At 42.4% G+C, this 26,492-nt stretch carries 27 protein-coding genes; 4 read left to right on the forward strand and 23 right to left on the reverse strand.

All coding sequences use genetic code 11. From position 1 onward, the window contains the following. Positions 1 to 34: 34 nt before the first annotated feature. A complete protein-coding gene (locus BQ7344_RS08275) occupies positions 35 to 1,324 on the reverse strand; it encodes an aspartate aminotransferase type Ic (RefSeq protein WP_072522200.1) in 1,290 nt (429 codons plus the stop codon). 323 nt (positions 1,325 to 1,647) lie between these two features. Between BQ7344_RS08275 and BQ7344_RS08280 the strand changes: the two genes are divergently transcribed. Next, on the forward strand, positions 1,648 to 2,508 hold the full coding sequence (locus tag BQ7344_RS08280) for a class I SAM-dependent methyltransferase (protein WP_072522201.1): 861 nt from the start codon (positions 1,648 to 1,650) through the stop codon (positions 2,506 to 2,508). A gap of 111 nt (positions 2,509 to 2,619) precedes the next feature. Then, positions 2,620 to 2,808: a hypothetical protein gene (locus BQ7344_RS08285; RefSeq protein ID WP_072522202.1), complete on the forward strand. Its 189-nt coding sequence runs from the start codon at positions 2,620 to 2,622 to the stop codon at positions 2,806 to 2,808. A 53-nt stretch (positions 2,809 to 2,861) separates the two neighbouring features. Here the strand turns inward: BQ7344_RS08285 and BQ7344_RS08290 are convergent, their stop codons facing one another. The 8 genes from BQ7344_RS08290 to BQ7344_RS08325 form a co-directional block, all read right to left on the reverse strand. Next, positions 2,862 to 4,532, reverse strand: coding sequence for a sensor histidine kinase (locus BQ7344_RS08290; protein WP_072522203.1), 1,671 nt, complete (start codon positions 4,530 to 4,532; stop codon positions 2,862 to 2,864). Between the two features lie 4 nt (positions 4,533 to 4,536). Continuing rightward, on the reverse strand, positions 4,537 to 5,190 hold the full coding sequence (gene phoU, locus BQ7344_RS08295) for a phosphate signaling complex protein PhoU (protein WP_072522204.1): 654 nt from the start codon (positions 5,188 to 5,190) through the stop codon (positions 4,537 to 4,539). 2 nt (positions 5,191 to 5,192) lie between these two features. Beyond that, positions 5,193 to 5,951 (reverse strand): phosphate ABC transporter ATP-binding protein PstB, encoded by a 759-nt coding sequence (pstB, locus tag BQ7344_RS08300; RefSeq protein WP_072522205.1) that lies wholly within the window; start codon positions 5,949 to 5,951, stop codon positions 5,193 to 5,195. Between the two features lie 6 nt (positions 5,952 to 5,957). Further along, positions 5,958 to 6,863 (reverse strand): phosphate ABC transporter permease PstA, encoded by a 906-nt coding sequence (gene pstA, locus BQ7344_RS08305; protein ID WP_072522206.1) that lies wholly within the window; start codon positions 6,861 to 6,863, stop codon positions 5,958 to 5,960. Further along, positions 6,853 to 7,710: a phosphate ABC transporter permease subunit PstC gene (gene pstC, locus BQ7344_RS08310; RefSeq protein WP_072523394.1), complete on the reverse strand. Its 858-nt coding sequence runs from the start codon at positions 7,708 to 7,710 to the stop codon at positions 6,853 to 6,855. The genes pstA and pstC overlap by 11 nt, the downstream gene beginning before the upstream one ends. 129 nt (positions 7,711 to 7,839) lie before the next feature. Beyond that, positions 7,840 to 8,703, reverse strand: a complete 864-nt coding sequence (locus tag BQ7344_RS08315) for a substrate-binding domain-containing protein (RefSeq protein ID WP_072522207.1) — start codon at positions 8,701 to 8,703, stop codon at positions 7,840 to 7,842. Between the two features lie 223 nt (positions 8,704 to 8,926). Then, complete coding sequence (locus BQ7344_RS08320; RefSeq protein ID WP_072522208.1) at positions 8,927 to 9,385, reverse strand: ferritin-like domain-containing protein; 459 nt, start codon at positions 9,383 to 9,385, stop codon at positions 8,927 to 8,929. 85 nt (positions 9,386 to 9,470) lie between these two features. Beyond that, entirely contained in the window at positions 9,471 to 10,175 is a 705-nt protein-coding gene (locus tag BQ7344_RS08325; protein WP_072522209.1) for a YjjG family noncanonical pyrimidine nucleotidase, read from the reverse strand. Between the two features lie 71 nt (positions 10,176 to 10,246). Between BQ7344_RS08325 and BQ7344_RS16175 the strand changes: the two genes are divergently transcribed. Both BQ7344_RS16175 and BQ7344_RS08330 read left to right on the forward strand, forming a co-directional pair. Further along, on the forward strand, positions 10,247 to 10,405 hold the full coding sequence (locus tag BQ7344_RS16175; RefSeq protein ID WP_159431366.1) for a hypothetical protein: 159 nt from the start codon (positions 10,247 to 10,249) through the stop codon (positions 10,403 to 10,405). 60 nt (positions 10,406 to 10,465) lie between these two features. After that, complete coding sequence (locus BQ7344_RS08330) at positions 10,466 to 11,866, forward strand: sodium-dependent transporter (RefSeq protein WP_072522210.1); 1,401 nt, start codon at positions 10,466 to 10,468, stop codon at positions 11,864 to 11,866. A gap of 78 nt (positions 11,867 to 11,944) precedes the next feature. Here BQ7344_RS08330 and BQ7344_RS08335 read toward each other — a convergent pair whose 3' ends face one another. The 14 genes from BQ7344_RS08335 to BQ7344_RS08400 form a co-directional block, all read right to left on the reverse strand. Next, the gene (locus BQ7344_RS08335) at positions 11,945 to 12,433 is read right to left on the reverse strand and encodes an ureidoglycolate lyase (protein WP_072522211.1); all 489 of its coding nucleotides are present in this window, start codon (positions 12,431 to 12,433) and stop codon (positions 11,945 to 11,947) included. 71 nt (positions 12,434 to 12,504) lie between these two features. Beyond that, entirely contained in the window at positions 12,505 to 13,284 is a 780-nt protein-coding gene (locus tag BQ7344_RS08340; RefSeq protein WP_072522212.1) for a protein-ADP-ribose hydrolase, read from the reverse strand. Between the two features lie 28 nt (positions 13,285 to 13,312). Continuing rightward, positions 13,313 to 13,732 (reverse strand): cytidine deaminase, encoded by a 420-nt coding sequence (locus BQ7344_RS08345; protein WP_072522213.1) that lies wholly within the window; start codon positions 13,730 to 13,732, stop codon positions 13,313 to 13,315. A gap of 41 nt (positions 13,733 to 13,773) precedes the next feature. Beyond that, a complete protein-coding gene (gene udp, locus BQ7344_RS08350) occupies positions 13,774 to 14,565 on the reverse strand; it encodes a uridine phosphorylase (RefSeq protein WP_072522214.1) in 792 nt (263 codons plus the stop codon). Positions 14,566 to 14,751: 186 nt separating this feature from the next. Then, positions 14,752 to 15,891 (reverse strand): glycerate kinase family protein, encoded by a 1,140-nt coding sequence (locus BQ7344_RS08355; RefSeq protein ID WP_072522215.1) that lies wholly within the window; start codon positions 15,889 to 15,891, stop codon positions 14,752 to 14,754. Between the two features lie 30 nt (positions 15,892 to 15,921). Beyond that, entirely contained in the window at positions 15,922 to 17,007 is a 1,086-nt protein-coding gene (locus tag BQ7344_RS08360) for an endonuclease/exonuclease/phosphatase family protein (protein ID WP_072522216.1), read from the reverse strand. Positions 17,008 to 17,087: 80 nt separating this feature from the next. Continuing rightward, the gene (gene glpK, locus BQ7344_RS08365) at positions 17,088 to 18,569 is read right to left on the reverse strand and encodes a glycerol kinase GlpK (RefSeq protein ID WP_072522217.1); all 1,482 of its coding nucleotides are present in this window, start codon (positions 18,567 to 18,569) and stop codon (positions 17,088 to 17,090) included. A gap of 11 nt (positions 18,570 to 18,580) precedes the next feature. Then, the gene (locus BQ7344_RS08370; protein ID WP_072522218.1) at positions 18,581 to 19,525 is read right to left on the reverse strand and encodes a transketolase family protein; all 945 of its coding nucleotides are present in this window, start codon (positions 19,523 to 19,525) and stop codon (positions 18,581 to 18,583) included. Then, positions 19,518 to 20,348 carry a transketolase gene (locus BQ7344_RS08375; protein WP_072522219.1) on the reverse strand — a complete coding sequence of 277 codons (831 nt, stop codon included), beginning with the start codon at positions 20,346 to 20,348 and terminating at the stop codon, positions 19,518 to 19,520. Before BQ7344_RS08375 ends, BQ7344_RS08370 begins: the two co-directional genes overlap by 8 nt. Before the next feature lie 61 nt (positions 20,349 to 20,409). Beyond that, positions 20,410 to 21,834 (reverse strand): alpha/beta hydrolase domain-containing protein, encoded by a 1,425-nt coding sequence (locus BQ7344_RS08380; protein WP_072522220.1) that lies wholly within the window; start codon positions 21,832 to 21,834, stop codon positions 20,410 to 20,412. Positions 21,835 to 21,854: 20 nt separating this feature from the next. Continuing rightward, positions 21,855 to 22,820 (reverse strand): ABC transporter permease, encoded by a 966-nt coding sequence (locus BQ7344_RS08385; protein WP_072522221.1) that lies wholly within the window; start codon positions 22,818 to 22,820, stop codon positions 21,855 to 21,857. Positions 22,821 to 22,832: 12 nt separating this feature from the next. Further along, on the reverse strand, positions 22,833 to 24,320 hold the full coding sequence (locus BQ7344_RS08390; RefSeq protein WP_072522222.1) for a sugar ABC transporter ATP-binding protein: 1,488 nt from the start codon (positions 24,318 to 24,320) through the stop codon (positions 22,833 to 22,835). Between the two features lie 57 nt (positions 24,321 to 24,377). Continuing rightward, the gene (locus BQ7344_RS08395) at positions 24,378 to 25,388 is read right to left on the reverse strand and encodes a sugar ABC transporter substrate-binding protein (protein WP_072522223.1); all 1,011 of its coding nucleotides are present in this window, start codon (positions 25,386 to 25,388) and stop codon (positions 24,378 to 24,380) included. Positions 25,389 to 25,409: 21 nt separating this feature from the next. Further along, on the reverse strand, positions 25,410 to 26,189 hold the full coding sequence (locus tag BQ7344_RS08400) for an SDR family oxidoreductase (protein WP_072522224.1): 780 nt from the start codon (positions 26,187 to 26,189) through the stop codon (positions 25,410 to 25,412). Positions 26,190 to 26,492 lie beyond the last annotated feature (303 nt).

Consider the following 26,492-nt stretch of genomic DNA (forward strand, 5'->3'; position numbering starts at 1 on the left):
ATGAAATTTTATTATTGCTGTTCAAGTCAGAATTTTATTCTGCCAGAAGTTTCTCTACGCTGGCAAGTTTTACGCAGACAACGAAAACCTTCGCAGCCTTTTCCAGCTCGTCAATTGGTGGGAAAGACGGAGCAATACGGATATTGCTGTCCTTTGGATCTTTACCATATGGATAGGTAGCTCCTGCTCCGGTCATTACGACACCGGCTTCTTTTGCCATTGCTACAATTCTTTTCGCGCATCCCTCCATGGATTCGAAAGAAATGAAGTAGCCTCCCTTCGGAGTTGTCCATTCTCCGATTCCGAATCCGCCGAGTTCTTTCTCGAGAGTTGCCTCTACCATCTCAAATTTCGGACGGAGGATTGCTGCATGCCTGCTCATGTGTGCATGAACACCGTCAAGATTCTTGAAGAATTTTACATGACGGAGCTGATTCAGTTTATCATGTCCGATGGTCTGTACTGTAATATATTTACGAATATCATCAAGGTTTGCTTTTGATGCAGCTAATGCAGCGATACCGGAACCCGGGAAGCTGATCTTGGAAGTTGAAGTAAATTTGTAAACCATATCCGGATTGCCGGCTTTTGCGCACTCATCCAGAATCTCAAGCAGGAAATCCTGTTCTTTCTCGTCATCATAAAGATGATGTACACTGTACGCATTGTCCCAGTAGATACGGAAATCCGGTGCTGCCGGTTTCAGACGTGCAAAACGTTTTACGGTTTCTTCAGAATAAGTATATCCCTGCGGATTAGAGTATTTCGGTACACACCAGATACCTTTGATTGCCGGATCTTCGCTTACAAGTTTCTCAACCATATCCATATCCGGGCCTTCCGGTGACATCGGCACATTGATCATCTCGATACCGAAAAATTCTGTAATCTTGAAGTGGCGGTCATATCCCGGAACCGGACAGAGAAATTTTACTTTATCCAGTTTACACCATGGAGTATTTCCCATAACACCATGAGTCATAGAACGTGATACAGTATCAAACATAACATTCAGACTGGAGTTTCCGTAAATAATAATGTGTTCCGGATCTACTTCGGAAATCTCTCCGAGAAGACGTTTGGCTTCCGGAATACCATCCATGACACCATAGTTACGGCAGTCAACACCAGTCTCACATCTCAGGTCTGTACTGCTTGACAGAACATCCATCATATCCATGGAAATATTCAGCTGATCAACTGACGGCTTACCACGTGACATATCAAGGGCCAGTCCCTGTGCCTTAATTTCTGCATACTGCTGATCCAGCTCTTTCTTGAGAGCCTGAAGCTGTTCTTTACTCATCTCACTGTATTTCTGCATATTCGTCCTCCTCGTGCCGCTTCCAGAATCCTGTCCCGGCAAAAATTCTTTCATCTTAAATAGCTTTTTGATCTTAAATTATTATCTCGTATATTTTAGTATTGTAAAGTACTGCTTGTCAAGCCCCGCCACCTCTCTATTTGTAAAAAATTTTTTCAAATCAAAGTGATAAAGTGCGAATTTGAACGAATTTCCGCAAAATGTATCGTCTGTATACCCGAAACTACATAGTTTTACTTGCGGAATCGTCACGATTCACCTATACTGATGAGATAGAGATATTTTACTATATAAATAAGACTATAAGAAAGGTTATCATATATATGTGGATTGCAAATGACTGGAAAGAATACGAAGTAATTGACACTTCCTGCGGCGAGAAACTGGAGCGCTGGGGTAAATACACGCTGGTCCGTCCGGACCCGCAGGTTATCTGGGATACCCCGAAGGTAAGCCGTGGATGGAAAAACATGAATGCCCACTACCACAGAAGCAAAAAAGGCGGCGGGGAATGGGAATTCTTTGATCTGCCACAGCAGTGGGATCTTCATTACAAAGATCTGACCTTCCATCTGAAACCATTCAGTTTCAAACATACCGGACTTTTTCCGGAACAGGCAGTCAACTGGGACTGGTTCGGAGATAAGATCCGTAACGCAGGCCGTCCGGTCAAAGTTCTGAATCTTTTTGCCTATACAGGCGGTGCGACTCTGGCTGCTGCCGCTGCCGGCGCACATGTTACACATGTTGATGCCTCCAAAGGTATGGTCAACTGGGCAAAAGAAAATGCGGCTGCATCCGGACTCTCCGAAGCACCGATCCGCTGGCTCGTTGATGACTGTGTAAAATTTGTAGAACGTGAGATCCGACGTGGAAATCACTACGATGCGATCATCATGGATCCACCTTCTTACGGCCGTGGACCAAAAGGTGAGATCTGGAAGATCGAAGATGCAATTCATCCGCTCATCAAGCTGTGCGTAAAGCTTTTAAGCCCGAATCCACTGTTTTTCCTGATCAACTCCTATACAACGGGACTTGCACCGGCTGTGCTGACCTACATGCTTTCAACAGAACTTAAGGACTTCGACGGACATGTTGATTCTCAGGAAATCGGACTTCCTGTAACATCCAACGGACTGGTACTTCCATGTGGTGCTTCCGGACGCTGGGAAGCAAAATAGAATATTTTAATTCTTCTGAAAATTAATAATTTTTCTCATTATTTTCTTGAATCTGTTGATATACAGAGATATAATACAGTTATCAAAAACGTATCAGGAGAGGTGAAAATAATGACGGAAGAACGCCCAAACGATACTCTTCCCTACACCTGTACTCCGGCCTATGACCGCAGCAACTGTGGGAATTGTGTCTGCGCCACCTGTTATGAACAGGAATTCTGCAACCGCTGCAGCTCCTGTGAGAATCTTTCCCGTAAGAAAGAATCCTGCAACAGTTATGAAGGCGCATATTGCTACTAACCAAAAAAGATACTGAACGCTTTTTTAATTGCGTCAGTATCTTTTTTATGTTCTTAAATTGTTTTCCGTTTTTTCGGGAAGGTCATGGTAATCTCGGTTCCTCTGCCGATCTCGCTGACCAGATCCAGGGTTCCTCCCAGGAAACCTACACCATGTTTTACAATAGAAAGACCGAGGCCGGTACCTCCGATTTCTTTGGAGTGGCTCTTGTCCACGCGATAGAATCTTTCAAATACGCGCTTCTGATCTTCTGCCGGGATTCCTATACCGTTATCTTTGACTCGAATCTCTACCTGTTTGCCCAGATCACGCAGATGAATGCTTACTGTACCGTCCTCTTTATTATATTTGATTCCATTATCGCAGAGATTATAAATGATTTCATCCAGAATCGGATGCACGCTGTACAGCATCGTTTTATCCCCGTCAATATAAAAATGAACGTTTTTCTTATCAGCAATCTCTTTCAGTCTGCCACACACATCTCTGACAACCTGACACACATCCAGCTCTTCCCAGTCATACGGAGTTTCTCCCTCATCAAGCTGAGATACACGGATCGTATCCTCTATCAACGCGATCAGGCGCTGGGCTTCATCATAAATTCTGCCTGCAAATTTCTGTACATCTTCCTGTCTGACCATACCATTTCGGATAATCTCTGCAAAGCCGGATACTGCAGTCAGAGGCGTCATCAGCTCATGTGAAACATTTGCTGAAAATTCTCTGCGCAGCTGTTCGCGTTCCACCTTTTCTGTTTCGTTGATCAGCAGAAGTACTGCACCTACCACCCGTTGTTCTCTGGTAACAGGGTTCGCGATCATCTGAACGACTTCGCCGCCCAGACGCAGACGTACACTTCCGTGTTCTCCACGCAGAACCTGTTCGATCATAAGACGGAATTCTTCACCACGGTTCAGCGAATAAACGCATTCCCCAATCTTTGGTGTCTGCATTTGAAACATTTTCCATGCACTGGAATTTCCCGACAGGATCATTGTATAACTGTCGATCACAAGGAGCCCTTCCTGCATATTTTCTGTAATGATCGTAAACTCTTCCTGATTTCGTCTGGCTGCTTCCAGCTGACTTCTGATCTGTCCGTTCTGCTTATATATCTTACTTAAAAGAGGTCCTACTTCTTCATAGATCTGATTTTCCTCCGGATGCTCAAGATCTACATTATTGATCGGCTCCACAATTTTATTTGCCATATGCATAGACACAAGACCGGCCAGTATCAGCATCACGACTGCAATACCGATCATCGGCGGTACCATCTCCATAAGAAGCACCCATACCGAGTACTGCGTACTGGAAACACGGAGTACTGTATTGTCTGAGAGGCGCAGTGCATAGTATATCGTCTTCTGTGACAATGTTTTTGAATCACGTTCTGCACGTCCGCTTCCTGATTTCAGCGCTTCCTGAACTTCTTTACGGTCACTGTGATTTTCCATAGAAGATGAATCTGCCTGATTATCATAAAGAACCGTTCCGTCCTCTGCGATATACGTAATACGGTCATCTTTTTCTTTAATCTGATTCAGATAATCCACGCCGTTCTGTTCTATGCCATATGCCAGATACGACGCTTCTTTTTCCAGTTCTGTATTGATCTGTTTCCCAAAATGCTGATAAAGGATTGCCATCACACATGCAATCCCAAATATCAGCACAACCACTGCCACCAGTATATTTGATTTAAAGATTTTCTTTGTCACGTTATCAGCCTCCCATTTGGTGTTCATTGTTTCTGTGTTCGCCTGTAATCGCATACTCGACCCACTCAGCAATATTCACCGCATGATCTCCGATTCGTTCCATATATTTTGCAGTCATTAAAAGATCCAGTCCTGCTTTTGCATCCAGATTCTGGTACATCAGCTCTGCCAGTTCCTCTTTAATCTGATTAAATGCATCATCTACCTGATCATCATCATCGATTACTTTTCGGCAGAGTTCCAGATCACGTTTTACAAAGGCATCAACGCTTTCTGTGACCATGTTGACCGTCATTTCTGCCATCTTTCCGATAAGCGGAGGAATTTCAACATGTTTCTCATCAATATACTTTGAAAGATCTGCAATATCTGCTGCCTGATCTCCGATTCGTTCCATATCTGAGATCATTTTCAGTGCTGCGGAAACCTCTCGTAAATCTCTTGCTACCGGCTGCTGGTGAAGCAGGATACGCATACAGAGATTCTCAATCTCACGTTCTTTTGTATCAATTTCTCTGTCTGTCTCAAAAATTGCTTTAATACAATCCTCACCCCGGATTGCTTTATTAGAAAGAGAAATTGCTTTTTCGCAAAAGCTTCCCATCGTGATGATCTGCACATGGAGTGCTTCAAGCTGCCGTTCGAAATGCGTTGCCATAATCAACCAAACCTCCCTGTAATATAGTCCTCTGTTCTCTTGTCTTTCGGCATGGAAAACAGAGTATCTGTATCGCTAAATTCTACAACTTCTCCCAGAAGAAAGAATGCTGTTTTATCAGAAATTCGGGTCGCCTGCTGCATATTATGCGTAACGATCACAATCGTATATTTTCCTTTTAATTCCATTGCAAGCTCTTCGATCTTTGATGTAGAAATCGGATCAAGTGCAGATGTCGGCTCATCCATCAGAAGCACTTCCGGTTCAACTGCCAGTGCTCTAGCAATGCAAAGTCTCTGCTGCTGTCCACCGGACATACCCAGCGCACTTTTCTTTAATCTGTCTTTGACTTCGTCCCAGATTGCTGCATCTCGAAGAGATTTTTCTACGATTTCGTCCAGCTTTGCCTTGGATCTGATGCCATGTGTTCTCGGTCCGTAAGCTACATTATCATAAATACTCATCGGGAACGGATTCGGTTTCTGGAATACCATTCCGACTCTTTTTCGGAGAAGATTTACATCCATGTCACCATAAATATCTTCTCCGTCAAGTTCTACTTTTCCAGTAATTTTACATCCCTCAACAAGGTCATTCATTCGGTTCAGAGACTTCAGAAGAGTTGATTTTCCACATCCACTCGGTCCGATAAAAGCGGTTATTTCTTTTTCCGGAATATGCATATTGATATCATGTAATGCATGAAAATTTCCGTAATAGAGATTCATATCTTCAATAGAAAGTTTAATATTATCACTCATGTTTCGTTATCCTTTCGCGATACGTTTTGCCACCATACCGGACAAACCGTTAATCAGTAATACAAATAACAGGATCACAACCGCAGTTGCAGATGCCTGATTCATGTGAAGGCCTTCACTGGAAAGTACATACATATGAAGTGCCAGTGTACGTCCGGAACCCATCAGATTCGGTACCTGTGCAACCGTTCCTGAAGTGTAAAGAAGAGCTGCTGTTTCGCCAATAATACGTCCGATTGCAAGGATGATTCCTGCAAGGATTCCAGGTACTGCAGACGGCAGCACGATCGTAAAAATCGTACGAAGCTTGCCTGCTCCCAGACCGAAGCTTGCCTCTCTGTAAGAATCCGGAACTGCTTTCAATGCTTCTTCTGCGGTTCTCATAATCAACGGAAGTACCATTATAACAAGGGTACATGCACCTGCCAGAAGTGACATTCCCCAATGAAGTGCTGTTACAAAAAACAGCATACCAAACAGACCATATACGATAGACGGAATACCAGAGAGTGTCTCTGCCGTAATACGAATAACCTGTACCAGTTTATTGCCTTTTTTTGCATATTCTACAAGATAAATTGCCGCGAAAATTCCGAGCGGTGCAGCAATCACCAGCGATAAAGCTGTCATGATAAAGGTATTGATCAGTGATGGCATAAGAGATACATTGTCGGATGTATATTCCAGGCTAAAAAGATCCGGTGTCAGATACGGGATACCTTTTACGAGGATATATGCTACCAGAAAAAATAATACTGCAAAAGTAACTATTGCCGCCCCGATCGTGAGAAGGACAAGTACTCCGGAGCCCGGATGACGCAGATACGAATGAATGCGGTCTGCTGTTGATGTCTGATTTCTTTTTTTCATATTTTCCACCGTCGGTTCAACTACTGCTGTATTAGTTTGCATTCTCTGACCTCCTGTTCAGTAAAGAAAGACTCAGGTTGATGATCAGGATAAATACAAAAAGTACAACTCCTGTTGCAATCAGTGCTTCTCTGTGAAGTCCGGTTGCATAACCCATTTCAGTTACGATATTTGCTGTCATTGTACGAAGACCTTTGAGTAAACCTGCAGGCATTCTTGCCTGGTTTCCGGCTACCATGATCACTGCCATTGTCTCACCGATCGCACGACCGATTCCGAGAACTACAGCTGCCAGAATACCGGATTTTGCTGCCGGAAGCATAACCACAAAAATACTTCTTTCTTTCGTTGCCCCCAGTGCAAGTGAACCTTCATAATAGCTTTCCGGTACACTTCGGAGAGCGGATTCTGTCGGTCCGATAATTGTCGGCAGAATCATGATTCCCAGAAGAAGGGATGCTGCCAGCCAGCTTGTACCAGTTCCTCCGAAGGTATTTCGAATAAGCGGTACCATCAGTACAAGACCAAAGAAACCATAAACTATGGAAGGAACTCCTGCCATCAGCTCAATTCCGGATTTCAGCGGACGATAAATTTTCTGCGGACAGTAGCGTGCCATAAATACAGATGTAAGTAAGGCAATCGGTACACCCACCAGAATTGCGCCGCCTGTTACATAAATACTGGCAATTATCATCGGGAAAATTCCAAATTTGTCATTGGATGGTTTCCAGACTGTTCCGAGTAAGAATTTCAGCGGTCCGATCTTGGCAATCGCCGGAATTCCATTGGCAAACAGAAACAAACAAATCAGAAATACTGCCAGGACTGAAGCACAGGCAGCCACCATAAAAACAATTTTCATGGCCTGTTCTTTAAATCTATTCATACAGGACTCTTCCTCTCTCATAATTATCATCGGATGCACACCGCCGGCACGTCCCTGATATGTAATGCAGGACATACACGAAGCCCGGTGACCCGGGCTTCATCTTCTGTCGTTTTGTATCGGTCTTACTTATTTAGCCAGATCTTCCCAGTCTGTTGTCTCACCTGTGAAGATTGCTTTTACCTGATCACTGGTCAGCTCATCAATATTATTGTCATTGTTTACTACAACTGCGATGCCGTCTCTTGCAATTTCAGTTGCTGTAAGATTTTCAGTTGTTTCTTCGTCTTTCAGTTCACGGGATGCCATACCGATGTCACAGATGCCTTCTGCTGCGGATGTGATACCTGTTGTGGAATCGCTCTGCTGTACTTCTACTGTGATCTTGCCGCCGTTTGCTTTTTCATATGCTTCTTTCAGTTTTTCCATAACCGGTGTTACGGAAGAAGAACCGGCTACAACGACTTTACCTTCTGCATCACTCTGCTCATATGCTTTAGCATCATCAGCTACTTTGATGTATCCGTTGTCTTCTACGATCTGCTGTCCGTCAGAACTGAGAATGTAGTTTTCGAAATCTTTTGCTGCATCGCTGAGTTTGTCAGTTGTTATGATGTTGAATGGACGGGATACTTTGTATGTATCATTTGCTACGTTTTCTGCGGATGCTTCTGCACCGTCAATCTTTACTGCTTTTACTGTATCATTCAGGGAACCAAGGGAAATGTAACCGATTGCATTCTCATCACCTGCAACTGTTGTCATCATAACGGAAGTACTGTTTGTGATACTTGCATCTTCTGTTGTCATGTCGACTTTTTCATCACCCTGTTTTTCTTCGATTCCGAACAGTTCGATGAATGCTCCTCTTGTTCCGGATCCGTCTTCTCGTGAAATTACATCAATAGTTCCGCTTGCTGCGCTTGCAGTTGCTGCGAATGCGGTTGTTCCGATAAGTGCTGCTGTAACAATTGCTAAAAATTTTTTCTTCATGATAAAATCTCCTCTTTATTTTGCTATATTCAATTGTTTTCCTCATTGACAAGTGCAAGTATAAGAGGAAAAAGTAAAATGCATAATCATAACACTGTAAAATGTTTGTAAAAATGAATTTATATTTTGACAGCATAACGCAAAAAAGCTCCTCAGACAGCCTTGTTAATTGCCGTCCGGGAGCATTTATATGCTTTTTGTTATTATATTCTGTTGTTGTATTTTATACCATACCGTTTACGGTTTTGTACTTGTAAAGCATCTCTGCGTGGTTCTGCTCTTCTACCTGAATGTCTGCAAGCAGCTTGCGCACACCACTATCACCAAAAGCAAACACTTCTGAATTATATTCTCCGGAAACAAGCTTTTCTGTCGCAATACAGTCAGTTGCCAGAAAAGCATCCTGCTGTTTGTCCTCCGGAGAACTCATTGCAGTATAAGCAGCTTTCGGCTGATAGTCCCTGCCGTCACTGTCGTTACAGTTACACTGCGGAACTTCTCCGCGAAGTACACGATCCAGAGATTCGTAATGTTCTCTTTCTTTCTGCTGCAAAGTCCGGAAAAGATTTTTCAGTTCCGGATCTTTTGCCTGTTGCGCATATCTTCCGTATTTTTCAATACAGCTTTTTTCCTGTGTCTGTAAGTCCTGAATCGTTGTGCGTTCTTTTTCTTTTAATATCATCGTATCCGCTTCCTCTCTTTTTATTTACAATACGGTGATAGTATCTGGAAGAAAACGGATTTTATGCATGATTCCGGAAATCTTTTTATAAGATATTTTTCAGCTCGGCAAGCTCATAGATGATATAATCAGCTACTTTTCCACCATTATTTTGCTGAATGGCACTTTTATCCCCAGAGTGCACAAACCAGCATGTGGACATCCCGTAAGCCTGTCCACCTTCAATATCTGCGGTCAGGGAATCTCCGATCATCATACATTCCGATGGCAGAACATCCGTAAATTCCTTCATGCAGCCGTCAAAAAACTGCCGGCTGGGCTTGTCCGCTCCGACTGTCTCAGAAACAAAACAGTGTGTAAAATATTTCAGCATATCCGCGCTTTTCAGGCGGTTGATCTGCTGGTCATAAGGACCGTTGCTTGCAGCACAAAGGCAATATTCCTTCTTATATAAATATTCGAGAATATCTTTTGCCCCCTCTACCGGGACTGCACTTAAATGAAGAAGCCTGCGGAATTCTTTTTCCATCTCCACACCGTCTGCGGTAAGTCCGAGCTGTCGAAGCACCGTCTGCCAGCGCACATAAAAGAGGTCGTCCATCGTCAGTTTCCCGAGTTCGATCCGACGCCAGATTTTATTATTTTCTTCTTTAAATACCGCAAACATTTCCGGACGATATTCAAGCCCAGCCTTCTTAAAACACAGATTCATCGCCCATGCCGCACCTGCATCAAAATCCAGAAGTGTATTGTCTATGTCCAGAAAGAGGACTTTTATCTTATGATCCATGTAAATTCTATTCTCCTTTAGTTTTTGTAATCCCTCATCATTTTTCAGTCTAAATGCAGTAAGATACCTTTATGATCCAGAAGACAGCCGGAAGCAGCGTCAGTACACTTCTTCTGGATTATGCATATGACCTGCCTTACGGTACTGATCTGTACAGTTCTGTTTCACAAACACGAAACTGTACTTCAGGCATTATTTTTACCGGTTGCACTTCTGTTCTTTTCTGCTAAAATAGACTTAACGGGTCAGGTTTTCCTGGCCCTTAATTCAATTTGCAGGGGGAATTAAAAATGAAAGAAAAAGGAAGTAGTTTTTCCGGCTCGATCGGCTTCGTTCTTGCCGCAGCCGGAAGCGCCGTGGGTGTGGGAAATATATGGCGCTTCCCATATCTCTGTGCGAAAGACGGCGGCGGTCTGTTCCTGCTGGTTTATCTGGTTCTGGTGCTTACCTTCGGATTTGTTCTGCTCACAACAGATGTTGCGATTGGGCGAAAAACCAAGAAAAATGCACTCCGGGCGTTTGAAGCGCTCAATCCGAAATGGAAGTTTCTCGGTAAACTGACATTTCTTGTGCCGACATTGATCATGACATATTACTCTGTCATCGGCGGATGGATCACGAAATATTTTGTAACCTATATTATCTCTGATGGAAAAGATGCCGCAACTGACGGGTATTTTACATCTTTTATCACCTCAGACATTGCTCCGATCGTGTTTATGCTGGTCTTTCTTGCTCTGACTGCATGGGTCGTATATCGTGGCGTAGAAAAAGGAATCGAGCAGTTTTCAAAGATCATTATGCCTGGCCTGATTTTACTTATCCTGATCATCGCAATCTTTTCACTGACACTGACACACACCGATACAGACGGAAGTGTCCGTACAGGTCTGCAGGGACTTGCTTTTTATGTAACGCCTGATTTCAGCGGTCTTACCGTGAAGCGCTTTCTTGAAATTCTTCTGGATGCCATGAGCCAGTTATTCTTTTCTCTGAGCGTTTCCATGGGTATCATGATCACTTATGGATCCTATGTAAAAAATGAAGTCAATCTGAGCAAGGCAACCAACCAGATTGAGCTTTTTGATACAGGTGTTGCTTTTCTTGCAGGAATGATGATCATTCCGGCTGTATTCGTATTTCTCGGCACAGACGGCATGGCTTCCGGACCAAGCCTGATCTTTATCTCACTGCCCAAAGTCTTCGATGCCATGGGAGTCCTTGGCCGTCCTGTTGCAGTCGCGTTCTTCCTGATGATGGGCTTTGCGGCACTGACATCCTGCGTTTCCGTCATGGAAACCCTGGTTGCTAACTGTATGGAACTTTACCATAAACCTCGTAAAAAAATGTGCGGTGCTGTCGGTATTTATTCGCTGATCACTGCAATTCTGATCTGTCTCGGATACAACAAACTGTATTTCGAACTTAGCCTTCCAAATGGTTCCGTTGGACAGCTTCTTGATGTCATGGACTACATCAGCAACAGCTTCCTGATGCCGTTTATTTCTCTGCTGACCAGTATTCTGATCGGCTGGGTAATCGGACCTGACTGGATCGTCGGAGAAGTAGAACGAAATGGCGAGCATTTCAAACGTGCCGGTCTGTACCACTTCATGATCCGCTATGTCGTGCCGGTCGTAATGCTGATCCTGTTTCTTGTATCCACCGGATTCACAGATCTGATTTTCTGAAATCAGCAGACGCGCCACCGGCGCCTCCTCGATATGCAATGCCAAAAAGTCCCCCGGGCAATAAACCCGGAGGATTTTTTATACTGTGATCTTGAACCAGTCTTTTTCTTCAAATTCAACAACTGTGCAGTCATTTGCATATGTACATTCCGGAAGAATGATCATCGCGTGAAGCTCATCATTGTTGAGCGGAAGTGGACAGAGATGCCAGATTGCCGCATTGATTTTTACCATGTATCCTTTCGGCACGATAAATGCTTTCGTCAGTTCCGGTACAGGTGTACCGCCGGATGCCGGTGCAACATGAATGATCATATCATCGTCCAGTGCCACGATGCCTTCCCATGTCGTTGTATGATATTCTGCCATTTTGACAACTCTTTCATCCTTACGGACTGCAATTGGAGAAAATGCCATGCTTCCCACACAGGTTCCGGAAATGCGATCCGGATAAAACTTATGGATCTCTCCTGCCAGCGGATATCCCTCCGGCTCTGTCATGTTACAGAATGTGCCGTATGGTGCAAAATCTGCTGCATTGATTTTTACTGCTTTTACTTCTCTCATTGAAAAAACCTCCTCTTGTTTTGTAAGAAACCCCATTGATAATTTCAATATATTCAGTATAGCACATTTCTTTATTTTTTTGTCAGTGTATGTTCGTATATTTCCCTGTCATAATCTTTAAATACATTGAAAATTACTTTTTTTACACTGGTTTCTTTTTGTAAAAATTCTCTCACTGTCCGAACGGCAATCTCGGCTGCGCGTTCCTTCGGGAAATGGAATTCACCTGTGGAAATGCAGCAGAATGCTACACTTTCGAGATGATTCTGTGCTGCAAGTTCGAGACAGGAACGATAACTCCCGGCAAGCAGTTCACAGTCTTTCTCCGTTACTCTGCCATAAATGATCGGGCCTACCGTATGCAGGACATAACGACACGGCAGATTATATGCGGCAGTGATCTTCGCCTGCCCTGTCGGTTCCTCATGCCCCTGTGCTTTCATCATCTGTGCACATTCATAGCGAAGCTGCGCACCTGCAAAGGTGTGGATGCAGTTGTCAATACATTTATGATTTGGCGCATAACATCCAGTCATTCCACTGTTCGCCGCATTGACAATCGCGTCACAGCGAAGCGTAGTAATATCACCCTGCCAGAGATAGATTCCCTGCTCGACCGGAGTGAGATCATCAAGCTCTGTGATGCCTTTTTTCTCTGTCTCCTCTTTCAGATACTCATCCTGAATCTTCAGAAATTCTCTGCTGAGCATCTTCGGTGCACGTACATTGAGAAGTCCACGGAGCAGATCTTTCTGCCCCTGCGAATCTTCCGGAATCAAATAATTACTATATTCTTTTTGCTCGTTTAATAACTCCTGGATCAGGTATCTTCTTCTCTCACTCTGGTTCATAACATCACCTCTTTTATGCTATTATAATCTATGCCAGATTATCCGGTCCAAATCCAAGTGGAAAAAGTTCATTTAAGGTAAAGACATTATATTGATCTTTGCTGACTGCCAGAATAATCTTAAATGTTTTCGGATCACAAAACTCCATCATTACCTGTCTGCACACACCACACGGTGCTGCATACTCTGTCAGGATTCCATCCTTACCACCCACAATACAGATAGCTTCAAATTCTTTTATCCCTTCGCTGACTGCCTTAAAAAAAGCTGTTCTTTCAGCACAGTTTGTTGGCGTATAAGCTGCATTTTCAATGTTGCACCCTGTATAATATGTTCCATTCTTTGCCAGAAGTGCCGCACCTACATGAAAATGTGAATACGGTGCATAAGAATAATCCAACTGCCTAATCGCCAGATCGATCATTTCTTCAATCTGTTTTTTATCCATAATTCTGCCTGCCTTTCTGATTCTCTCTGAACCATCAGGTTTTATTTTCTTTTTTCCTGTTCTTTATCTGCACGAATGAGTTCACGGACTGCATCTACTGCAACTTTGATTGCTTTGTCCGTATCATGCACTACCGGGTTTTCCAGTCCTGATTTTTCTCTTTCCTGATTGGCAATCACAAGAAAGCAGGCTCCTGCACGCACCCTTAAGTAATTTGCCACAACAAACAGTGCCGCAGATTCCATCTCAGAAGCAAGACAGCCAAGACGTTTCCATGCTTCCCATTTATTCATCAGTTCATAGCTGACCGGTTTTACTTCCGGTTCATGCTGGCCGTAAAATGAATCTTTAGACTGTACTACTCCTGTATGAAATTCACAGTGTTCTCTCTTTGCACCTTCCACAAGCGCGTTGATCACTTCCAGATTTGCCACTGCCGGAAATTCAATCGGAGCATACTCCTTACTGGTACCTTCCATACGGATAGCGCCCGTTGCAACGACCACATCACCACTCTTTACTTCCGGCTGCATTCCGCCACAGGTCCCGATGCGGACAAAGGTGTCTGCTCCGCAGCGATAAAGCTCTTCCATTGCGATTGAAGCTGACGGGCCGCCGATACCGGTAGAAGTTACACTTACTTTTACGCCGTCCAGTGTTCCTGTATAAGTTACATATTCTCTGTTGTCCGCTACAAAAACCGGATCCTCAAAATACTGCGCAATCTTTTTGCAGCGTTTCGGGTCTCCCGGCAAAATTACGTAACGGCCAACCTCACCCTGACCTACCTGAATATGATACTGTTTGCTTGCATCTTCAGAATAATTTTTCATGTTCGCTTTCTCCTTTTCCGGTTGATAAGAACAATCATTTAATCTATATTAAGTATAAATGCCATTGAAAGCTTTTTCAACCATCCATTTCTGCGCTGTGTTCCTATTTCCGCCTGCCGGAAAGAAAAAAAGCTGTACGATTTTCTCTCGTACAGCATTCTTTCTTATAAAACCATATGTTATTCTTTATGCAAGTCTGCTTCCTGCGCGCAGCATACGGAACATTCTTCTTGCTGCGCAAAGGTAAAGTTCCTCCGCATTTTCCAGTGCCTCGGGAAGTGTCATCACTCCGTTGATCGTTGTGATCATCGATTCAATTCCATAATCGAAAATGTCTTCAGCACCTTTTCCCATGCTGCCTACGATTGCCACTGCCGGAATGTTATGTGCCTTGCAGTGCATGCCGACGCCCTGCATGACTTTGCCGAATACAGACTGCCAGTCGGTCGCACCCTCACCGGTGACAACTATATCAACGCCTTCCAGACGTTTGTCAAAATCAACCAGATCAAGTACTGTTTCAATTCCTGATTTCAACGTTCCCTTCAGGAAAACCATCAGTGCTGCTCCAAGTCCGCCTGCTGCTCCGGCACCTTCTATCTGGTCCATATCGACACCAAACTGTGCTTTCAGGATATCACGATAGTTCTGCATTCCTTTTTCCAGCTCATCTTGAATCTCAGGTGTTGCACCTTTTTGTTTTCCGAATGTATAAGTCGCACCGTCTTTTCCGCACAGAGGATTGGTCACGTCACACATTACCGTGAAATTGCATTCTTTTACAAGCGGATTCATATCGGATACATCAATCTTGCGGATTTTGATCAGATCTTCGCCACAACCTTTCAGCTCTTCCCCGTTTTCATCAAGGAAACGTACACCCAGTGCGCGGATGCAGCCGATTCCGCCATCGTTTGTTGCAGAACCGCCGATTGCTATGGAAATATCACGGAAGCCTTTATTTAAAGCGTCCAGGATCATTTCGCCGGTTCCATAGGAAGTTGTATATCGTGGATCTCTTTTTTCATCCGGCACCAGTGGAAGTCCGGATGCTGCTGCCATTTCCATGACTGCTCTTTTTGCATCCAGCATTCCGTAACTGCAGGTAAGTTCTTCCCACAATGGTCCATGCACTTTCAGTGAATTGCTTTTGCCGTTTACTGCCGAAAGAACTGCATCTGTCGTACCTTCTCCGCCATCCGCAACTTCTATGCTGTCACATATGCAGTCCGGAAAAATCTCCCGGGCTGCACATGTGAGTAATTCTGCTGTTTTCGGAGAAGACAGGGTTCCTTTAAAAGAATCTGACGCAAATAAAAATTTCATTGGATGTCTCCTCTCACATGTCATGTCACCTTACTTTAATTTAAACTGTACATACACCGGATCATGGTCTGAGTAAGAATAACCGGTATTGATATTTTCATATTTCAGACATTCAATATTGTCAGAAACAATAAATCCATCCAGTGTAACTGTATATGTCTCGCCCGGAATATATTCCATATCTGCATTACGTGCACTGTCCCACAGGGAAGCACACTCTTCATCACTCAACTGGTCAATACAGAAAGAAAAATGATCCGGAAGTTCTGCTCTCGGGAACGGATATGCCCATGATTCTCTCTCTGCGGAATCGTCCTCAGCAGCCTTCAGATCATGGTTAAAATCACCTCCGCAAAGTACATAATTGCCTGCATCGTATTCTTTCTTCATATCTGCCGTAAGCATCTGGATCTGGCCTTCCCGGATCTCGTCACTGTTTCCATAAGCGGACATATGAAGTTCAAAAATCACCAGTTCTTTTCCATTATCGACCGGAACGCGTGAAATACTATAGCAGCGGTCCAGATCAAAAAACTTACTGAAAGAAGTGGATACCGGAAAACTTCTTCTCAGAGAATCCGTCACCGGATATCTGGAAAACAGCGCAAGCCCGGATTTACTGCTGCCATGCGGCTGTGTAAATGGATAAAACAGAAATGCAGAATCATAATTCTGTGCAAATACGCAGTCATAATCTGACATACAGTCTTTCAGAATAGAATATTCATTCACATGATAGCTTCTTGTAGAATCCAGATCTACTTCTTCGATCAATGCAAAATCCGGATCATAGGATGTCACCAGTTCTCCAGCTCCCTGAACTGTCTCAAGAACGCTGTCTTTACTCTTTGCCCAGGAAGACTTCCCGCCATCCATAAAGAAGCTGAAGTCCGGAGTATATGCTCCAAAACCAATGTTGTATGTAAGCGCAGAATACTCTTTGCCTGTTGTAAGCTTCGCATCTGCCTGCTCTACGCGGGACTCCACCTCAAGGGGCAGATTGTCTTCGATTCGATAATAGCTCGCATAAAGATAAATAAGATATGCAAGAAGTGCAATTACAAGAATGCCAATGGTGATACCAATGATCTTAAAAAATTTTTTTATCCTTTTCATAGTTTTACCTTTTCTATGCAATAATATTGATTATATATCTAATATTATCACACGAAAAGGTAAAACACTATCAGAATCATTTATTTTGTAAGAGCTTTTTCTACTGCCTGTCTCCAGCCATTTATTTTTCTTTCCCGCTCAGTCTCATTCATCCGGGCTTTGTACTCTGTTCTGTTTACATTTTCAAATAAACTCTTCTGATCATATATTCCCATTGCAATTCCTGCGGCATATGCAGCCCCTATTCCGGACAGTTCTTCTGCATCCGGTACCCTGACTGGAATATTAAGAATATCACTCTGAAATTGCATCAGGAAATGATTTCTTGTCGGTCCTCCATCCACCCTGATCTCTGCAATCTCAAGTCCTGCCGTTCTTTTCATAATTTCAACAATATCACTGATCTGGTAAGCGATGGATTCCAGTGCTGCCTTTACCATTTCATTTTTTCCGGTTGTTCTGCTCATTCCACTTATGACAGCTCTAGCATCTGAATCCCAGTAAGGAGCACCCAATCCCGAAAATGCAGGTACCAAATAAGTTTCATCTTCTAAATTTGCTGCTTTTGCAAGTTCTTCTGTTTCCCCGGCTGAATCAATTAATTTCAAGTCATTTTTCAGCCAGCTGATCACTGCACCTGTATAATTGATATTTCCTTCCAAAACATAATTCACTTTTCCACCGATTTTATAAGCAAGTGAAGTTACAATTCCTTCATCCGAAAGCACCGGTTTTTCACCGATATTCATCATAATTGATGAGCCGGTTCCGTAAGTTGCCTTTATCATTCCAGGCTCTGTGCATCCCTGTCCAAACAGAGCGCCGTGCGAATCGCCCAGCATTCCATGAATCGGAATCGGATGGTCCAAATATCCATCCAAATCCGTCATTCCGAACAGCTCGTCTGATCCACACACTTTTGGCAGACACTGTCTGTTCACTCCGAACCACTGACATAATTCATTATCCCAGCAGAGATCTGTGATATTAAAAAGTTGTGTTCGGGATGCATTAGAATAATCTGTCTTAAACGCATGTTCTTTCGTCAGCTTATATACAAGCCAGCTGTCCATGGTTCCTATGCAGAGCTTTCCTGCTTCATTTTTTTCTCCGGCTCCTTCTACATTCTGAAGAATCCATGCAATTTTTGCCGCTGAAAAATATGGTGAAAGACGTAACCCTGTTTTCTGTCGGATTTTTTCAGCATATCCTTTTTCTTCAAGCCGTCTGCATATCTGCTCACCTCTTGCACATTGCCATACGACTGCATTATATATCGGTCTGCCGCTTTCTCTGTCCCATACCATCGCTGTTTCTCTCTGGTTACTGATACCGATTCCTCTGATCTGTTCCTTACTGATACCATTTTTTTTCACAAGATCTTTGACAACATGAATTGTATTTTTCAGAATTTCTTCCGGATCATGCTCAACCCAGCCTCTCTCGTCTATAATCTGTCTATGTGGCAGATCTGTTCTTGAAATCAGATTTCCTTTATCATCAAATAATAATGCTTTCGTACCTTGTGTACTCTGGTCTATACCAAGAATATAATTTTCCATCACTTCCTCCGTTATTTTCTCAGTACTTCCTCTACTGTCTTTTCAATTCCTTCTGCATTCAGACCATAGTAGTCAAAAACTTCTCTGGATGTTCCGGTGATAACAGGTGCATCCGGTAATGCCATGTTGATAACCCGCTTCGGGCATTCTGCCGCAACTACCTGGCTTACCATGGATCCCAGCCCTCCAAACGGAGAATGTTCTTCGACCGTAACAACAGCTTTGGCTTTTGCTGCATATTTTATAATTGCTTCTTTATCTAATGGTTTTACACAATACATATCAAGAACTATAATTTTGATACCTTTTTCATTTAAAGTTTTTGCTGCATCCACACATGGTTTCACCATCTCACCACATGCAACCAGAAGTATTTCACACTCCTCCGGATTTTCTCCGATTACTCCGGCTTTGTTCATCTGGAAATTAACATTTCCCTCTTCATAAACATCTTCAACAGCATTTCGTCCAACTCTGATGTATGCTGGTTCTTCATCCTCCAGTAATGCTTCCATAAGACATTTTGTCTGGTGACGGTCACTCGGAAGATAAACACGGATATTCGGAATTGCAGAAATAGCAGCTATATCCTGTGCAGAGTGATGGCTCATTCCTAAAGCACCATAACTGATTCCACCGCTGATTCCGATCAGTTTGACATTTGTTCTGGAATAAGCACAGTCAACCTTAATCTGTTCGTAACTTCTTGTTGACAGGAAGGAAGCCGGAGATGCACAAAATACTTTTTTTCCACATTTTGCAAGCCCTGCAGACATTCCTACTAAATCCTGTTCCGCAATTCCCGCTTCCACAAACTGTTCCGGATATCCCTGTGCAAATGGTGTCAATGACGCGCTACCTCTGGAATCACTGCAAAGTACTACGATATCTTTGTCTGTTTTTGCTCTTTCCATCAGAGTCTCACAGATTACCTGTCTGTTTGCGATTTTATTCATTAAGCGCCGCCTCCTTTTTTGAATCAAAATCTCTGAAAATCTGCTCTGCTTCTTCTGCTGTCGGTACCTTATGGTGCCAGTTTGCTTTATCTTCCATAACCGGAGATCCATAGCCTTTTATAGTATTTGCAATTATGATCGTCGGTTTTCCTTTCACTGTTTTTGCTTCCTCAAAAGCTCTGTGAAGTTCATCCAAATCATTGCCATCAACGCTAATTGCGTGCCATCCGAAATCCGTCCATTTTGCGACCAGATCCCGATGTGCCATGACATCCTCCGTGCTTCCTGAAATCTGAAGTCGATTTCTGTCAATTACAGCACAGAGATTGTCCAGTTTGTACATAGAGCCGCTCATTGCGCCTTCCCATACACTTCCTTCTGCAACTTCGCCATCGCCCATGACCGTATAAACTCTGTAATCTTTATTACTCATTTTTCCTGCCAATGCCATGCCGACTGCTACAGGAAGACCATGTCCAAGAGATCCTGAATTCATTTCAATTCCCGGAATTTTATTATTAGGATGACCTATATATTGAGAACCGAATTTGGAATAAGTCTTTATGATTTCTTCTATATCAAGAAATCCTCTTGCTGCAAGTACTGCATAGAGTGCTTCTACGCAATGCCCCTTGCTCATAACAAACAGATCCCTGTCCGGACTTTCTACTGTTTCCGGTGTAATATTCATCTGACGGAAATACAGCTCTACCAGAATTTCCATCACACTCATATCACCTCCGATATGCCCTGCCTTCCCTTCCATGATCATTTTCACGACATCTTTTCGAAGTTCGAATGCCTTTGCTTTTAAATTCTCCATATAAGCTCCTTTCCTGCCTGCACAGTCCAGACAATTTTATTCTTCTCTCCTGTGACTGCTGTTAAAAAATTTCTCTTGCCTTTCTCTGTGCATATTCCATGCACATTCCTCTGTCTTCTTCCAGAATCAGACCTTTTTCTATGCACTGGCTTAAGTTCTCCTGAAACTTTTTCATATACCCCACGTAAGATCCATATAAAGAAACTGCTTTTTCTCTTGTATAATTTTCTTCGTATCCAAACAGTGTACACGCAAATGCAAAATCCGGTTTCATGGATGTACTCACCGGATGATAGATACAAAGTGGAACTTCTACAAACGGAAGTCTGTAACCACCAACGGCATTTCCTGTTTCATCTGTTACGTTTACCCCATCTTTTACTTCGATTTTCTCTGTAGTAAATGGCTGTTTTCCATCCCTTACCCAGTCATAAAGATGCTGCAGGGCTGCCTGAAATGCAGCTTCATAAGGAAATCCGTTTGGATGTACTTCTTTTCCCGGATAATTCGGAATAATTCCACACAGCATCACGTCGCGGTCATCAAGATAATAATCGATCATTGTCGATTTACTGTCATGTGTTGCCCCGGCAACATCGTAAATGCAGTATTTCATATCATCTATAAAACTATTTTCACCTCTGGCTTCACTGTTTGCCCATAATGAATTTTCACTTTCTGTATGCATTTCAATAAACGGCTCGGTCATTTTTTTCAGTTTTCTGGATTGAGTTAAAGCAGTTCGTCCATAACTCTGGTTCAGATCCGGCATGCATGAACTTGCACTTCCTGCTGAAAAATACCCGTCAAAATATGGTCTGTCCAGTTCTTCTGCATATGCAAAATCATTTACAAAACGAATCATATAAGCCCCTGACTGCGACCATCCCGCCAGATACTGATAATACGGGCTGTAATCTCCGATCAGCGGATTATCCTCTTCTCTGAGAAGTTTTGCCAAATCAGTAAGCATGTCCCAAAAAAGTCCGTCTTCTGTCTCCGGATTTGATGCACCTTCCATATTTCCCAGATCCTGCTGTGGAAGTGCATTTGAACTCTCTGGTCTTGGATTCTTCCAGCTCAGTTCACAGTATCTTTTTTCATCCAATTTCAGCATTGCCGGAATTACATTTGGTTTACTGGTGATTCCAATATAAATATCACCATTTCGCATCATATGTCTGTATGTAAGTGTCCAACATCTGTCAAAATCTATAAAACTTGTTGAATTCAGAATTTCTACAACAACATTTCCGCTGAACGCGGCCTTACTCTCAGGTTTTCTTACCAGTATGCGATTTACATACGGACAGTCTTCCACTGCAACCGCACACCTGCCATCCTGCCATTCATAAATATTTGATGTTCCATGGATAAAATATTCTTCTTCAACATATCCATTTTCATCAAATCTACATTTTTTATATGCCGTTGCAAAAGGATGGGATGTACCTGTAATCTCTTTCTTTACTATTTTCTGTATCATAGCATCCTCCTTTTACGAACTTATAATTTTTTTCTGGTCTTCTGAAAAGCATCAAAAGCAACTGCTGCTGCAAGAATCAGGCCTTTTGCTACCTGCTGCCAGTATTCGCTTACACCAATGATTGTAAGACCATTAGAAAGAATACCGATAATCAGAACGCCTACTACAATATGACGGATTTTTCCTTCACCGCCGTTAATGCTGATTCCACCTACAACACATGCTGTCAGGACATCCATTTCATATCCATCGCCGGCTTTTGGCTGTCCGGAGTTTACACGGCTTGTCATGATAATTCCACCTATCGCGCTCAGGAAACCACAAAGCATATATGCAAGAATCTGTATTTTCTGTGTATTAAGACCACAAAGTCTTGTAGCTTCTGCATTAGAACCTACTGCATAAAAATATCTTCCTATATAAGTTCTTCCGAGTATAAATGCAAATATCGCAAGAATAATTACCATAATCAGCACCGGAACTGGAATCGGACCTGCATAACCCTGACCAAAAATTTTGAATCCATTCGGAAGATGATAAACAGATGCTCCATCACAGACAATAAATCCAAGACCACGGAATATCATCTGTGTGGCAAGTGTACCGATCATTGGCGGCATTCCTGTCATTGTAATCATTACACCATTGATCAGACCCATGAAAGTTCCCAGAAGAAGTCCAATCACAATTGCCACTCCTGTAGGCATTTTGCCATATACAGCAGACATTGCAGTAAGGACACTTACCACAGATATGATAGATCCGACACTAAGATCGATTCCCCCTGAAATCAGTACAACTGTCATGCCGACAGATACAATCGCCAAAATAGAAATCTGTCTTAAAATTGTGATAAAGTTACTGACTTTAAAGAACTGTGGAGAAAGAAATGAAAATACAATAATAATGGCAACCAGTACCAAAACTACTGCTGATTCTTTAATAATATTTTTGACATTGATTTTGTTCTCTTTATTAGCACCCATTTGCTGCTCCTCCTACCGCGTAATATTAGAAGCTTTTTCCATAATCGCTTCCTGTGAAAAATATTCTCTCTCGATTTCGCCCTGCTGCACTCCTTCATAGAGGATAATAATTCTGTCTGACATTCCCATGAGTTCCTCCATTTCTGAAGAAATCATAATAATTGCCTTTCCTTCTTCAACAAGTTTATTCATTAGAGAATAAATTTCCTGTTTTGCACCTACGTCAATTCCACGAGTAGGTTCATCAAAAATAAGAATCTCTGCATCACTTGCAAGCCATTTACTTAAAACGACTTTCTGCTGATTTCCACCACTTAAGTTGCCCACTTTCTGCGCAAAAGAAGGCGTCTTTATCCGCAGATCATTTTTATGTTTTTCAAGAATCTGAGTTTCAGTCTTTGTGTCTACCACACCTGCTTTTGACACCGATTTTATAATAGGAAGTGTAATGTTATCCCTGATCGGCAGACTTAAGATAACACCCTGCTGCTTACGATCTTCCGGTACAAGACATATTCCATTAGAAACCGCGTCTTTTGGCGAATGGATGGAGACTTCTTTACCATGTACGATAATCTGACCTGATTCCATAGGATCTGCTCCGAATATCATACGTGCGGTCTCTGTTCTTCCGGCACCTACAAGTCCTCCCAGACCCAGAATTTCACCTTTTCTCAGACTGAAATTAATATCGCGGGCACCGCGTCCTGTCAGATGTTTGACTTCCAGAACAACTTCACCCGAATTGTTCTTTCTCTCAGGAAATTTCTCAGTAATTTCTCTTCCTACCATTTCACAGACTAATTTCTGTCTTGTAATTTCTTTTGTGTTGTGAGTTGCAATCCACTGTCCGTCGCGGAATATGGATAATCTGTCAGAAATTCTGTAAATTTCTTCCATACGATGAGAAACATAAATGATCGTTACTCCATCTTTCCTTAATTTCTCAACCAATTTAAGCAGAATATCTACTTCATCCTCCGTCAGTGGAGCTGTAGGTTCATCCATAATCAAGATTTTTACATTTTTCACAATAGCTTTTGCTATTTCAACCATTTGCATATAAGCTACAGACAAATCTTTGACCAGTGTTTTCGGATTCATCGGAATTTTCATCATTTCAAAAACCTGAGCGGCTTTTTCTTCCATTTTTTTAAAATCCACAGTCATTTTTCCACCGATAAAATCTCCCATAAACATATTTTCAGCTATGGAAAGATTTGGAATCAGATTAAATTCCTGATATATTACTTCAATTCCCAGACTCTTGGAAAGAGCCGGTGTCATACGCTCATACTCTTTGCCCTCTACCACGATTTTTCCTTCATCAGGAGCAATCGCACCGGATATTACCTTAATCAGTGTAGATTTTCCGGCACCATTTTCTCCAACCAGAGCATGAACCTCTCCCTTTTTTAATCCCAGAGAAACTTTATCAAGGGCAACTACTCCGGGATATGTTTTGGTTATATTTCTTAATTCCAGCGCATAATTTTCCATGCCAGCTCTCCTCCGTAAGAATGCCCTCTTGTGGGAGGGCATTCCTTTGCATTATCTCTAGTTCAGTTCATCAATAAAATCCTGTACATTGTCTTTTGTAACTGCTTCAAGAGGGAAGTAGTTGGTTGTAGACTCTAATGTACCGCCATTAACAAGTGTAATTCCATCATCGATCATCTGTTTTCCAACATCATTCAGATGAAGAGAAACTGTACCTCTGTGAATGCTTCCCTCAGCAACTGCTTCCAGACCTTCAAGTGATCCATCACAAGCAAAAAGCCCCACATCATCACCTATTCTGTCAGCTGCCTTGAATGCTTCATAAGCACCGAGTACAACAGAATCGTTAATACCTACTACACCATTCAGTTCCGGATATGCCTGCAGGAAGTTCTCTGCTGCTTCAAGTCCGTCTGTCGTTGTTACTGCATCAGATTCAATAACAATCTCACAGTTTGGATCTTTTTCTTCAAGTGCTGCTTTAATTCCTTTTACACGTTCAAGGATAAAGTCATAGGAGCTTGCATTCAGAAGACCGATCTGGCATGCGCCATCTTCAAATTCTCCATTTGCCCAGTCAGCGCACATGGTACCGATCTGATATCCCAGATCATAGTTAGATGCCAGATAAGAAGCGCTTGCATTTTCCATCTCATTATCAAAGGAAAGAATAATAATTCCCGCATCAATCGCTTCCTGATTAACGGTTTCTGTAACTCCCGGATCAGAATTCTGCTCGATAATTACATTGCATCCAGAAGAAATAAAGTTTTCAATTACGTCTACCAGTGTTGATGAATCGTTTCCTGTATCCTTTAAGATAAACTCAGCACCGTGATCTTTTGCTTCTGCCTCCATTGCCTTGCCCATGGCAACATAAGAAGTATTTCCAAGATCTGCAAATACACAGCCAATCTTCATATCTGTTCCGTCCAAAAGTTTATCATCTGCCTCTTTAGTATCTGCTGTGTTATCTTCTGCAAATACAGTGGTTCCTGTAACCCCCGCTGTCATCAGTCCCACTGTCATTGCTGCACTCAATGTTGCTCCAAGAATCTTTTTCATCATAGTTTTTGCTCTCCTTTATTTTTATTTGATAGTAAAGCCTCCATCTACTACAAGATCTTCGCCTGTGATCATATTTGACTCATCACAGGAAAGAAACAGTACTGCTGCTGCAATTTCATCTGTCTCAGCAAATCTGTGCGCCGGAATTGCTTCGATCATATCTGTCTTTACTTTACCCTGCCAAGCTTTGTCACCCATATAAGTATTTACGACTGTTGGTGCCACACCATTTACATTGATTCCATATGCAGCCCACTCAAGTGCACATACTTTAATCATTCCGACCAGAGCTGCCTTTGACATTGTGTAGCCTACATGTTTGTTAATTGCAATGAAGTCTGCCTGTGAGGTGATACAAACAATTTTTCCGCCATTTCCCTGTTTGATCATCTGATTTGCAACTGCCTGACAAACTCTGAAAACACCAACTGCATTAATTGCAATATGACGTTCCACAACATCAATGTCGATTTTTTCTGCACTCTCAAGTTCAACATATCCAGGCATATTTGCAAGAATATTGATTTCACCAAATGCATCCACTACTGCAGCAACGGTTTTGTCAACCTCTTCCTGTTTTGTAACATCGCATTTTAATCCGATTGTTTTTACGCCAAACTTTTCGGCAAGATCTTTTGCCACTTCTTCTACGTTATCCTTGCAGTCAACAATCGCAACATTTGCACCTTTTCGTGCATACATTTCTGCGGTTGATCCGCCGATACCACCGCCACCGCCAACGACAATTGCAGCTTTTCCTTTCAGATCAAAATTTCCTGTCACTTTTTTGTACTCAATCATGTTCGGTCTTCCTTTCTGATTTCGTCTGATTTATTTGATGGATTTATATTATCACTTAACAGTTTAGTTGTAAATACTAAATGGTTCACAAAATTACCGTTAAATTTTAGTGCATTTTTATCAGAACATTTTGTATTCATACAGTTTTCTTCTCTATTTTTATATAATTCATTCCGTTATTTATACATATCAATCCTTTTAATTTCCATTTTTTTAATTATTTTTTTCTGTTGAATTCTACTTTTTTCGACAAAATAAATATTTAGTGAATTTAGTAAACCACTTGACTTTTGAAATTGAATC

This window comes from Blautia sp. Marseille-P3087 (genome assembly GCF_900120195.1).
GTDB lineage: Bacteria > Bacillota > Clostridia > Lachnospirales > Lachnospiraceae > Blautia_A.